Consider the following 12664-nt stretch of genomic DNA (forward strand, 5'->3'; position numbering starts at 1 on the left):
GTCCTGATCCGCCGGACAGCCCTTAGCCGGTCGGCGGGGCCTTGGCCACGCACGGGGCGGGGGCGGTGGTCTCGGTGCGCGCGGACGGAACGCCCAGCACGGTCTCCTCCAGATACTCCTCGGGCTCCTCGTACTGACCCACGTCGGCGGGGTTGTAGCGCGGCGTCTGGCGGGACCAGTCCAGGTTGCCGCGCATCCAGCTCCGCATCCCGTCGAGGTAGGGCACCAGCATCCCGGACAGCTCCGGATACAGCTCCAGCAGCTCGTCCTCGGCGGTCAGGAACCGCTCGGTCTCCATCGCGAGACGCTCCGCGACGTGGTCCAGCGCCTGCTGCTCCCCGAAGCCCCGGTGGTGGCGGACCAGGTGGACGAGATTGTGGATCTCGCCGAGCACCTGCTCCTTCTCGAAGGAGTACACGTCGTTGGCCCAGCACACGTGGTTGCACGCGGCTTCCAGGGCGGTGATGAAGCGGGGGTCGTTGTGGATCGACTCCGGGGCGTCGATGCCCGCCACGATCTCTATGAGGTCCATGCAGACATGGATGGCCCCGGTGTGCCGCCGCTTGGCGATGTACGTGTCCTCCGAGGGCACCACGTCCTCGGCGCGGTTCCCCGCCTCCCAGGTGGTGGCGGTCGTGAGGTAGGTGACCAGGTGCCAGGCGAACCGGGTCCGCCAGTGCGGGGCGGCGTTCGGCATCGTACGTTTCCACAGGTCGGCCAGGGCCGTCACGGCGGCCGGGACGTCCTCGCCCGGCAGCGGCTCGGGGGCGGAGCCGTCGACCACCGCGCGCATCCGGTCGACGACGTCTCTCACCCGGTCGGGTGAACGCCCGAGGTGGCCGTCGTCGAGCTGGTCGTCGACCAGGAAGAGCCAGACGAACCAGTCGGCCACCAGATCGAGGTGTTCCTCGTCGGCCGTCGGATAGACCATGCCGACGAACGCCCCGAAATCGGCCTGTTCGAATCGGTTCCTCGCGGACTCGCGGTGGACCAGGCCCGTCCGTCTGGTCCAGCTGTCCAGATGCCCACGGGTGTGCGCCACGTGCGGGTTGGTCCGCTGCGGGAACGGGCAGTAGATGTCCGGCAGTTCGCTGTCCACAGGCGGATCGGGATCCTCTCCGGTCAAACGGTGTGCCCAGGGGTGCCGACGAGCCGGATCGACGCTTCGGACACCCACGGGACCTGCGGGTTTGAAGCTACCTGACCCCTTGTCACCCGGTCCAGGGATGGTGATCACGAATGATTCGAATCCTGTTCGGGTAGGGTCCGTGGGTAAGGCAGGTTCCACTTGCCCGGAGCCCCCGGCCGCCTCTTCGCGCCTCTTCGGAGGAAGAGACGAACGCGGGGGTCCTTTGTTGTGTCTTCGTGGAAACGACCTGCACCGTTTCGTATGAAAAAATGAGTGTTATGCGTTTTCTTGAGCCGGGCACCGGTCGCTACACAGAGTCCCCCGCGGTCCCGTACGACCTCACGTACGACGATGTCTTCATGGTCCCGGGCCGTTCCGCGGTCGGCTCCCGGCAGGGCGTGGACCTCTCGTCGCCCGACGGGACCGGCACCACCATTCCGCTCGTGGTCGCCAACATGACCGCCATCGCGGGCCGCCGGATGGCCGAAACCATCGCCCGCCGGGGCGGCCTCGTCGTCATCCCCCAGGACATCCCGATCGAGGTCGTCACCGACGTCATCTCCTGGGTCAAGACGCGCCACCTCGTCCTCGACACCCCGATCGAGCTGGCCCCCGGCCAGACCGTCGCCGACGCGCTGTCCCTGCTGCCCAAGCGGGCCCACGGCGCGGGCGTCGTCGTCGACGCCGACCGCCGTCCGGTGGGCGTCGTCACCGACCACGACCTCACGGGCGTCGACCGCTTCACCCAGCTCTCCGAGGTCATGTCCAAGGACCTGGTGCTGCTCGACGCGGACATCGACCCGCGCGACGCCTTCAACAAGCTCGACGGCGCCAACCGCAAGCTCGCCCCCGCGGTCGACGCGCAGGGACGCCTCGTCGGCATCCTCACCCGCAAGGCCGCCCTGCGCGCCACGCTCTACACCCCCGCCACCGACGCCGAGGGCAAGCTGCGCATCGCGGCCGCCGTCGGCATCAACGGTGACGTGGCCGGCAAGGCCAAGCAGCTCCTGGACGCGGGCGCCGACGTCCTCGTCGTGGACACGGCCCACGGCCACCAGGAGTCCATGATCAGCGCGGTGAAGGCCGTCCGGGCGCTCGACCCGCGGGTGCCGATCGTCGCGGGCAACATCGTCGCCGCCGAGGGCGTGCGCGACCTGATCGAGGCGGGCGCGGACATCATCAAGGTCGGCGTCGGCCCCGGCGCCATGTGCACCACCCGGATGATGACCGGCGTCGGCCGCCCGCAGTTCTCCGCCGTCCTGGAGTGCGCCGCCGAGGCGAAGAAGCACGGCAAGCACGTCTGGGCGGACGGCGGCGTCCGGCACCCGCGCGACGTCGCGATGGCGCTCGCCGCCGGCGCGTCCAACGTGATGATCGGCTCCTGGTTCGCGGGGACGTACGAGTCGCCCGGCGACCTCCAGCAGTCCGCCGACGGCCGCCTCTACAAGGAGTCCTTCGGGATGGCCTCGGCCCGCGCCGTGAAGAACCGCACCTCGGACGAGTCCGCGTACGACCGCGCCCGCAAGGCGCTCTTCGAGGAGGGCATCTCCACCTCGCGGATGTTCCTCGACCCGACCCGCCCGGGAGTCGAGGACCTCATCGACTCGATCATCGCGGGCGTCCGCTCCTCCTGCACCTACGCCGGCGCCGGCTCCCTCGCGGAATTCGCCGAGAAGGCGGTCGTCGGCGTCCAGAGCGCCGCCGGTTACGCCGAGGGCAAGCCGCTGCACGCCAGCTGGAGTTGATCCCGGAAACACCGCAACGACCCTGCCCCCTCCGACACTTCGCGCCGGAGGGGGCAGGGTCGTTTTCGGGCATCCGGAGGCGGGTCGGGGGTGCGCTTCAACTTCGTTGAATGGTAAGTAATATGAAGCCCACTCAGCTGCCCGCCTCTCTGCGGTAAGGGATCTCATGTCCTTCTTCACTGACCTGGCCCACCAGTACATCGACGGCGAGTGGAGGCCGGGGAAGGGGTCCTGGGACATCATCGACTTCAACCCGTTCGACGGGGAGAAGCTCGCCTCGATCCCGGTCGCCACCGCCGACGAGGTCGACCAGGCCTACCGCGCCGCCGAGCGCGCCCAGCAGGCGTGGGCGGACACCAACCCGTACAGCAGGCGGACCGTCCTGGAGAAGGCGCTGCGCCTCGTCGAGGAGCGCGAGCCGGAGATCAGCGACGCGATCGTCGCCGAGCTCGGCGGCACCCGGCTGAAGGCCGCCTTCGAACTGCACCTGGCCAAGGAGTTCCTCCGCGAGGCGATCCAGCTGGCGCTGCGCCCCGCCGGACAGATCCTCCCCTCGCCGACCGAGGGCAAGGAGAACCGCGTCTACCGCGTGCCCGTCGGGGTCGTCGGTGTGATCAGCCCGTTCAACTTCCCGTTCCTGCTCTCCCTCAAGTCCGTCGCCCCCGCGCTGGCCCTCGGCAACGCCGTCGTCCTCAAGCCGCACCAGAACACCCCGATCTGCGGCGGCACCCTGCTGGCCAAGATCTTCGAGGACGCGGGGCTGCCCGCCGGGCTCCTGAACGTCGTGATCACCGACATCGCGGAGATCGGCGACACCCTGCTGGAGCACCCCGTTCCGCAGGTCATCTCCTTCACCGGCTCGGACAAGGTCGGCCGCCACGTCGCCACCGTCTGTGCCCGGAACCTCAAGCGCGCCGTCCTCGAACTCGGCGGCAACAGCGCCCTGATCGTGCTCGACGACGCGGACGTGGACTACGCCGTCGACGCGGCGGTCTTCAGCCGGTACGTCCACCAGGGCCAGGTCTGCATGGCCGCCAACCGCATCCTGGTCGACCGCGCCGTGGAGGCGGAGTTCACCGAGAAGTTCGTCGCCAAGGTCGCCTCGCTCACCGTCGGCGACCCCGCCGACCCGGCCACCCAGATCGGCCCGCTGATCAACTCCTCGCAGGCCGAGTCCATCTCCAAGCTCGTCGACCAGACCGTGGCGGCCGGGGCGACGGCCCTCCTGCACGGCCGCGCCGACGGCAACCTGGTCAGCCCCTCCGTGCTGACCGGTCTCGCCGCCGACTCGCCCGTCCTGCACCAGGAGATCTTCGGCCCCGTCGCCCTGCTGGTGCCCTTCGACGGTGAGGACGAGGCCGTCCGCATCGCCAACGACACCCCGTACGGCCTCAGCGGCGCCGTCCACACCGGCAACATCGAGCGCGGGGTGCGGATCGGCCAGCGCATCCACACCGGCATGATCCACATCAACGACGGCACCGTCCACGACGAGCCGATCGTCCCCTTCGGCGGCGAGAAGAGCTCCGGCCTCGGCCGGCTGAACGGCGACTCGATGGTCGAGGCCTTCACCACCCAGAAGTGGATCTCCATCCAGCACGGCCGCTCGCAGTTCCCCTTCTGAGCGCCTCCCCGCCCGGTCCGGGCCGGCCGGGGGCCCCATCGTGCCGGGCACGCCCGTGACGGCGGCGCATGGTCTACTGCGGGAGGCGGCACGCTCCGCCTCCCGCAAGCCGACCCATCGCAGAGAAGTGAACCGTCCGACGTGCGCCTGAACGACCTCGACGAACGCATCGTCCACGCCCTCGCCGAAGACGCCCGGCGCTCCTACGCCGACATCGGCGCGATCGTCGGCCTCTCCGCCCCCGCCGTGAAACGCCGCGTCGACCGGCTGCGGGCCGAGGGGGCGATCACCGGCTTCACCGTGCGGGTCGACCCGGCGGCGCTCGGCTGGGAGACCGAGGGTTTCATCGAGATCTACTGCAGCCGCAACACCTCCCCGGACGCCATCAAGCAGGGCCTCGCCCGCTATCCGGAGATCGCCTCGGCCTCGACGGTGACCGGCGAGGCGGACGCGGTGGTCCAGGTCTTCGCCGCCGACATGCGCCACTTCGAACAGGTCCTGGAGCGGATCGCGGGAGAGCCGTACGTCGAGCGCACCAAATCCGTCCTGGTGCTCTCGCCGCTGCTGCGGCGGTATTCGGCGGAGGGCCCGCCCGCCTAGGGCGTGTTTCGAAAGTAGCGCCGTCCGCCCGGAGGGCGGGCTCGGCGGCGTCTGGTGCGTGCGATCGCAAGGCGGAGGGTCGCCCCGATACTGGATGTATCGGGGTGATCCCGACAACGCGGCGAGGGATGGGGTCTCCCCTGCTCGAGCGGAGCCGAGAACTTGGGGAAGTGCCAGGCGTCGCCGAGCAGGCGGGACTTTCGAAACACGCCCTAGGGTGCGCTCCTCGGGGTCCCCCGGCAGTGGCGCACATCACCCCGCTGACCTGCGATGACGCCCCACGCAACGATTCGCCGCGCCAGGCCCTCCCCACGCAACGAATCAACGGTTGGTGCGCAACACTCGCGCCTTGTCCGGGCCGATCAGGGCCACGTACCTTCGATACGTCTCCCCACCCCGCCCGCACCGCCCCGCCCGAGGTCAGCCATGCCGTCGTTGCGCACCGCCCTGCTCCAGAGCTCCGGACGCCCGGGTGCCGTCGCCGAGAACCTGAAGGTGCTGGACGAGGCCGCCGCACGGGCCGCCGGTGCGGGGGCCCGGCTGCTGGTCTCGCCCGAGCTGTTCCTCACCGGATACGCCATCGGCGACGCCGTCCCCGAGCTGGCCGAGCCCGCCGACGGCCCCGGCGCCGAGGCCGTCGCCGAGATCGCCGTACGCCACGGCCTCGCGGTCCTCTACGGCTACCCGGAGCGCGACGGGGAGCGGATCTTCAACGCGTCCCAGCTCATCGGCCCCGACGGCGGGCGGCTCGCGAACTACCGCAAGACCCACCTGTTCGGCTGCTTCGAGCAGGAGTGGTTCACCCCGGGCGACCAGCCGGTCGTCCAGGCCGACCTCGACGGCATCCGCATCGGCCTGCTGATCTGCTACGACGTCGAGTTCCCGGAGAACGTCCGGGCGCACGCCCTGGCCGGCACCGATCTGCTGCTGGTGCCCACCGCGCAGATGCACCCCTTCCAGTTCGTCGCCGAATCCGTCGTCCCCGTACGGGCCTTCGAGAGCCAGATGTACGTGGCGTACGTCAACCGCACCGGGCCGGAAGGCGAGTTCGAGTTCGTCGGGCTCAGCTGTCTGGCCGGCCCCGACGGCACCGTGCGCACCCGCGCCGGACGCGGCGAGGAACTCGTCGTCGGCGAGGTGGACCCGGAGGTCCTGGCCGCTTCGCGCGCCGCCAACCCGTATCTGCACGACCGCCGCCCCGGCCTGTACGGCTCCCTCGCCTGAGCCCGCCTCCTCCCCGAACTTCCGTACCGCGCAAGGAGTCCGTACCCCATGACGTCCACGGTGCCCAACGCCGTCCAGCACACCGACGCGGCCGCCCCGCCGATCACCATGTTCGGGCCGGACTTCCCGTACGCGTACGACGACTTCCTCGCCCACCCGGCGGGCCTCGGGCAGATACCGGCGACCGAGCACGGCCAGGAGGTCGCCGTCATCGGCGGCGGGCTCTCCGGGGTCATCGCGGCGTACGAGCTGATGAAGATGGGCCTCAAGCCCGTCGTCTACGAGGCCGACCAGATCGGCGGCCGGCTGCGCACCGTCGGCTTCGACGGCTGCGACCCCTCGCTCACCGCCGAGATGGGCGCCATGCGCTTCCCACCCTCCTCCACGGCGCTCCAGCACTACATCGACCTGGTGGGCCTGGAGACCCGGCCCTTCCCCAACCCGCTCTCCCCGGCGACGCCCTCGACCGTCGTCGACCTCAAGGGCGAGTCGCACTACGCCGAGACCATCGACGACCTGCCGCAGGTCTACCGCGACGTGGCCGAGGCGTGGAGCGCCTGTCTGGAGGAGGGCGCCGACTTCTCCGACATGAACCGGGCGCTGCGCGAGCGCGACGTACCGCGCATCCGGGAGATCTGGTCGCAGCTCGTCGAGCGGCTCGACAACCAGACGTTCTACGGATTCCTCTGCGACTCCGACGCGTTCAAGTCCTTCCGGCACCGCGAGATCTTCGGGCAGGTCGGCTTCGGCACCGGCGGCTGGGACACCGACTTCCCCAACTCCATCCTGGAGATCCTGCGCGTCGTCTACACCGAGGCCGACGACCACCACCGCGGCATCGTCGGCGGCAGCCAGCAGCTCCCGCTGCGCCTGTGGGACCGCGAGCCGCGGAAGATCGTCCACTGGCCGCTCGGCACCTCGCTGGCCTCCCTGCACGAGGGCGAGCCGCGTCCCGCCGTGACCCGGCTGACCCGTACCGCGGGCAACCGCATCACGGTCACCGACGCCACCGGCGACATCCGCACCTTCCGGGCCGCGGTCTTCACCGGCCAGTCCTGGCTGCTGCTCTCCAAGATCGACTGCGACGACGCGCTCTTCCCGATCGACCACTGGACGGCGATGGAGCGCACCCACTACATGGAGTCGTCCAAGCTGTTCGTCCCGGTCGACCGGCCGTTCTGGCTGGACAAGGACGCGACCACCGGCCGCGACACCATGTCGATGACGCTCACCGACCGGATGACCCGGGGCACGTACCTCCTGGACGACGGCCCCGACAAGCCCGCCGTCATCTGCCTCTCCTACACGTGGTGCGACGACAGCCTGAAGTGGCTCCCGCTCTCCCCGAAGGAGCGCATGGAGGTCATGCTCAAGTCGCTCGGCGAGATCTACCCGAACGTCGACGTCCGGAGCCACATCATCGGCAATCCGGTCACCGTCTCCTGGGAGAACGAGCCCTGGTTCATGGGCGCGTTCAAGGCGAACCTGCCCGGCCACTACCGCTACCAGCGGCGGCTGTTCACCCACTTCATGCAGGACGGACTGCCCGCCGACAAGCGGGGCCTGTTCCTGGCGGGCGACGACATCTCCTGGACGGCCGGCTGGGCCGAGGGCGCGGTGCAGACCGCGCTGAACGCCGTGTGGGGCGTCATGCACCAGTTCGGCGGGGCGACCGACGCGACCAACCCCGGGCCCGGCGACGTCTTCGACGAGATCGCCCCGGTGGAACTCCCCGAGGACTGAGCGAAGGACCGGGCGTCTTCACCGAAGTGGCCGGCTTCACCGAAGTGGCCGGCTTTCGCCCCACCGCGGACCGGAGGTCCTGCGTCCGCCGGCTGCCTGGTCGGCGGCTGCGGTGTGTCGGGCCTGACCATGGGATGTCGTCCGTGAGCGCGGCAGGTGGGCGGTGCGCTGCGGCATGTCAGCGGTGTGCGCCCTGACGCGCCGACGGCGTGTGCGGCATCGAGAGGGAAACCCGTGGTCTCCTCGGGGAACCGTACCGCCGGAACCCGACTGGTTCCCGACCGGGAGCAAAAAGTCGCCACACCATAACTTTTCAGCCATCCTCGACGGCTTCGAGCCCGCCGTTGTGGAACCCCGCTGTTGATGTTGTGGCTGCTCATGCAGGATGGTGATCGATACGCACAGTGGGTTCCGATCACAGGTGGTCAGCAAAAGTCGTCTAGATTCTGCTACTCGTAAAGTGTTGGTCATATTCGTTCTTTATGATGGCCAAACCTTGCAGTGAGGGCTGTTGCTCCTCCTGGCCTCTGGGGCCTCGCACCTGACGCAACGCGAGTGACCGCAGGTCAGAGGGTGTTCCGTCGCCCCGCGGCAGGACGGTTGACGGGGTGCGCTGAGAACCAGACGGTTGGGGGAGTCGTTGTGGTTCGTACGACTGTGAGTGAACGTTTCACGCCGATCCACGGCACACGGTGCGCCGCATACTGCCGGCGTCCACCCCACCCCATGCCCGGGCCGCCCCCGACGTCGCACCCTTCCGGCCCGGAAAAACGGAAGCCTCTCGCGCGATCCGCTCGTCCTCCCCGACTCCACGGGTAAGGCCGGAGCCACGCGGACATCACCGGGGGGCCGTTCACGGGCGCCCCGGGTCGAATCAGAAGAAGAACGGGGGTTCCTCATTGTTGCGCCACAGGGAATCGGCAGGGTCGAACGACTTTCCTCTGATTGAACGGCAACACCACATTCAGAACCTCGACGACGCCGTTCGCGAGTGTCAGAAGAGCAACGGTGGCCTGCTCCTCGTCGAAGGAAGGTTCGGCACCGGAAAGACCTCCCTGTTAAGGACAGTCCGATCGTTGCCGTCCGTCGAGGGCTTCAGCGTCCTGCACGCCCGGGGCAACGAGACCGAGTCCGGATTCTCCTACGGGCTGGTGCGACAGCTCTTCGAGTACCTGCTCGCCTCCGCGACGCCGGAGGAACGCTCCGCTCTTCTGGCGGGGCCCGCCGCCATGGCGGCGGGCCTCTTCGAGCACGCGGAGAGCGGTGTCCGGGGCGAGGTCGCCGTCGACCGAGAGCACGATCTCCTGCGCGGCCTCTACTGGATGCTCGTCAACCTGTCGCGGCGTCAGCCCGTGCTCGTACTCGTCGACGACCTCCACTGGGCGGACGAACCCTCGCTCCGGTTCCTCCAGTACATCGAGTGCCGCCTGGGGCAGCACCCGATCCTCTGCGTCGCCGTCACCGCACTCGTGCACCACGGCAACGCACCCGAGGCCGAACACTTCATCACCATGCCCAGCATGCCCGCCATCTGCCTCGATGACCTGAGCCGGGACGGTGTGCGTGACCTGTTCTCCGCCGTCTTCAACCGCGACCCCGATCCCGACGTCGTCCGGGTGCTCCACGAGGTCACCGGGGGCAACCCCTTCTTCCTCAGCGAACTCCTCACCGAGTTCCGGCGCCAGGGCGACGACACCCCCGGCATCGGCGCCGCCGCCCGTACCGCCCCACGCACCCTGGCGCGCGCACTGCCCCGCTGGGTCGGGCTCGTTCCGCCGGAGTACCGCGAGAACGCCCACGTCCTCGCGCGCAGCCTCGCCGTACTCTGCACCAGCGGTGACTTCGCCCAACTGGCCTCCGCCACCGGCCTCCACCAGGACGAGGTCACCGATGCGGCCAGCGCCCTCATGGACATAGGTCTCCTCGCCCAGGGCACCCCCCTGCGCTTCCGGCACTCCGTCATGCGCAATGCCGTCTACGCCCATCTCCCCAACACCTTCCGCTTCCGCGCCCACTCCAGCGCCGCCAAAGCCCTCGACCGCGACGGCGCCCCCGCCGAACACGTCGCCGAGCACCTCCTGCACGCCCCACCCAGCGAGGACCGGCGCGCCGTCGACATCCTCGTCGCGGCCGGCGAGAAGGCACTCGCCAACGGCAACCCCTGCGCCGCCGTCGCCGTCCTGCGACGCGCCATGCAGGAGAAGGCCCCCGACGACATGCTCGCGGACCTCCTCCTCCGGCTCGGTGAGGCCGAACACCGGGCACGCGACCCCAAGGCCGTCGAACACCTCACCCAGGCCATGAGCCTGGCCAAGACGCCCACCGCCCGCGCCTCCATCGCGTTCAGCCTCAGCGGCGCCCTCAGCATGGCCATGCGCTTCGGGGAAGCCCTCGACCTGCTGCGCAGCGTGCATGCCGAGGTCGAACCCCACGACCGCGAACTCGCCCTGCGGCTCCGCTCCGAACTCATCAAGCTCGCCAGTCTGTCCCCCAACACCAAACCCGCAGCCGAACAGGACCTCGCCGCCATCATCGGCGCCGACGGCTCCGAGAACTCCACCAGTCTCATCCGTGCCCAGCAGGCCCAAGCAGCCCTGCTGAACGGCGAGTCGGCCAAGAAGGTCGCCGACCTGAGCGAGGACGCCCTGCCCTCCGGCGCCCTGGTCGCCGAGCCGGACGGCGGTGCCCAGGCCTCCTGGATCGCCGCCTTCTGCCTCCTGTGCTGCGGGCGGCTCACCCAGGCGCTCAGCATCCTCGACGAAGCCCTCCAGGAGGCGGAGGCCAAACACCTGCGGCTCGCCGCCGAGGACATCCGTGCCCTGCGCGCCCTGGTCAACATGCGCCGCGGCGCGCTCGGCGAGGCCGAGGTCGACGCGCTGAGCGCCCTCAAGGGCCTGGGCGCCGGATCGGTCCCCGCCCTCGGCCGCCCCCTCGCCGTACTCTCCCTGGTCGGTGTGCTCCTCCACCGCAACCAGCTCGGCGCCGCCGTGGAGGCGTACGAGCGGTACGGCATCCCCACGCACATACCCCAGTTCTCCATCTTCCTGCCCTTCATGATCGCCCGCGGTCAGCTCCGCATCGCCCAGGGGGAGATCGAGTCCGGTATGGGTGAACTGCTCCGCACGCACGAACTGCTGCAGGAGTGGGGAGCCAGATGCCCCGCCTTCTCCCCGGCGACCGAGGCCGTCCACGCACTGTGCGCCCTCGGACGGCGGGAGGAGGCCCATGCCCTCGCCGAGAAGCAGCTGGAGGCCGCCCGCGCTTTCGGCAGTGACCGGGAGATCGCTCTCGCCCTGTGCGCCCGGGCGCGGGCGACCGGCGGGGCGACGCACCTCGAAGACCTCGAACAGGCCGTCGAACTCTTCAGCGGTACGGCCGACGCCCTCGACGAGTGCGCCGCTCTGATCCAGTACGGCACCGCGCTACGGATCGCCGGACAGCCATCGGCGGCGCGCCGAAGACTCAGGGCGGCCAGCGATCTCGCCGACGGCATGGGTGCCACCGCACTGAGCAAGCAGGCCCGGCAGGAACTCGCCGTCATGGGGGTGCGGGTCCGCGAATCGGCCCGCACCGGGGTCTCCGGACTCACCCCCAGGGAGCACCGGGTGTGCCTGCTCGCGGCCGAGGGGAAACGCAACCAGGAGATCGCCCACATGCTCTTCGTGACCGTCAAGACCGTCGAGTGGCATCTCAGCCAGGTCTACCGGAAGCTGGGCGTCGCCTCACGCATCGAACTCCGCGACGCCCTGGGCCAGAACTGACCCGGATTGAACCCGGCTGACCCGGAACGGACCCGGCCGACCGGAACGCCCGCAAGCGACCCGGTATCCGGCCCCGGCACACGGCCCTGCCGTGCTGCCCCGGGGCCGAATACTGGGGGCTGGCTGGGGGCGAACCCGGCCCTGTCGCTCCGACCGGCCCACGAGAATCTCAGCGCGGCCACCGCAGACCTGACGGCGTCGGTGGCCGCGCGAGCGACCGTTCGCGTCGCCTCGCAGGCAACCGAAAGGCACTGGAGAACCCCGTGATCGACGAGACTCAGCGCAAGGCCACCGTCCTGGAGTACTTCGAGCGCGTCAACGCCAAGGACCTCGACGGCGTCGTCAAGCTCTTCGCCACCGACGCCGTCGTGGCAGACCCGGTCGGCGCTCCTCCCGTCACCGGCGAGGAGGCCCTCCGCGCCTACTTCCAGCGCGTCCTCCACGAGTTCGACACCCACGACGTCCCCGGCGTGCCCAGCGGAGCCCAGGACGGACAGAGCGTCGCCCTGCCGCTCAAGGCGACCATCAACAACCCGCAGGACCCCACCGGCGGTGGCCGCCTCGACGTCAACCTCGTCTCGGTCTTCACCATCGGTGAGGACGGTCTCATCCGCGAGATGCGCGCCTACTGGGGTCTGACCGACATCGCACCCGCCGGCGCCTGACAACCCCTGGGTGCCCACGTGCCCCCGGGGATACGCCTGGGGCAGGTGGGAACAACGATGCTGGGGTGGCGGCCAGGGGTGAACCCCGAAGCCAGGCCGCCACTTCTGGCGCAGAATCGATCCGTAGAACAGAACAGAACGTCACATCGGAGGTCGGGGAGCGGGGCCGGACA

Annotated in this window: 8 protein-coding genes; 7 read left to right on the plus strand and 1 reads right to left on the minus strand. The window is 69.8% G+C overall.

All coding sequences use genetic code 11. From position 1 onward, the window contains the following. Positions 1 to 22: 22 nt before the first annotated feature. Positions 23 to 1099 carry a terpene cyclase gene (locus tag ACIQRW_RS32485; protein ID WP_403767240.1) on the minus strand — a complete coding sequence of 359 codons (1077 nt, stop codon included), beginning with the start codon at positions 1097 to 1099 and terminating at the stop codon, positions 23 to 25. 308 nt (positions 1100 to 1407) lie between these two features. Between ACIQRW_RS32485 and ACIQRW_RS32490 the strand changes: the two genes are divergently transcribed. The 7 genes from ACIQRW_RS32490 (at position 1408) to ACIQRW_RS32520 (ending at position 12491) form a co-directional block, all read left to right on the plus strand. Continuing rightward, positions 1408 to 2874, plus strand: coding sequence for a GuaB1 family IMP dehydrogenase-related protein (locus ACIQRW_RS32490; RefSeq protein ID WP_403767243.1), 1467 nt, complete (start codon positions 1408 to 1410; stop codon positions 2872 to 2874). Between the two features lie 166 nt (positions 2875 to 3040). Then, entirely contained in the window at positions 3041 to 4498 is a 1458-nt protein-coding gene (locus ACIQRW_RS32495) for an aldehyde dehydrogenase family protein (RefSeq protein ID WP_403767246.1), read from the plus strand. Positions 4499 to 4639: 141 nt separating this feature from the next. Continuing rightward, on the plus strand, positions 4640 to 5098 hold the full coding sequence (locus ACIQRW_RS32500; protein WP_007453204.1) for an Lrp/AsnC family transcriptional regulator: 459 nt from the start codon (positions 4640 to 4642) through the stop codon (positions 5096 to 5098). A gap of 426 nt (positions 5099 to 5524) precedes the next feature. Beyond that, positions 5525 to 6322: a carbon-nitrogen hydrolase family protein gene (locus ACIQRW_RS32505; RefSeq protein WP_403767249.1), complete on the plus strand. Its 798-nt coding sequence runs from the start codon at positions 5525 to 5527 to the stop codon at positions 6320 to 6322. Between the two features lie 48 nt (positions 6323 to 6370). Further along, positions 6371 to 8065 carry a flavin monoamine oxidase family protein gene (locus tag ACIQRW_RS32510; RefSeq protein ID WP_403767252.1) on the plus strand — a complete coding sequence of 565 codons (1695 nt, stop codon included), beginning with the start codon at positions 6371 to 6373 and terminating at the stop codon, positions 8063 to 8065. 902 nt (positions 8066 to 8967) lie between these two features. Next, positions 8968 to 11826 carry an AAA family ATPase gene (locus ACIQRW_RS32515; RefSeq protein ID WP_403767419.1) on the plus strand — a complete coding sequence of 953 codons (2859 nt, stop codon included), beginning with the start codon at positions 8968 to 8970 and terminating at the stop codon, positions 11824 to 11826. A gap of 263 nt (positions 11827 to 12089) precedes the next feature. Further along, positions 12090 to 12491: a nuclear transport factor 2 family protein gene (locus tag ACIQRW_RS32520; protein WP_403767255.1), complete on the plus strand. Its 402-nt coding sequence runs from the start codon at positions 12090 to 12092 to the stop codon at positions 12489 to 12491. Positions 12492 to 12664: the final 173 nt, after the last annotated feature.

Origin of the sequence: Streptomyces sp. NPDC091287 (assembly GCF_044768525.1) — a bacterium.
GTDB lineage: Bacteria > Actinomycetota > Actinomycetes > Streptomycetales > Streptomycetaceae > Streptomyces.

Coding starts and splice junctions, on each gene's coding strand:
- ACIQRW_RS32505 (WP_403767249.1), top strand. CDS start 5,525: ATGCCGTCGTTGCGCACCGCCCTGCTCCAGAGCTCCGGACGCCCGGGT.
- ACIQRW_RS32490 (WP_403767243.1), top strand. CDS start 1,408: ATGCGTTTTCTTGAGCCGGGCACCGGTCGCTACACAGAGTCCCCCGCG.
- ACIQRW_RS32495 (WP_403767246.1), top strand. CDS start 3,041: ATGTCCTTCTTCACTGACCTGGCCCACCAGTACATCGACGGCGAGTGG.
- ACIQRW_RS32510 (WP_403767252.1), top strand. CDS start 6,371: ATGACGTCCACGGTGCCCAACGCCGTCCAGCACACCGACGCGGCCGCC.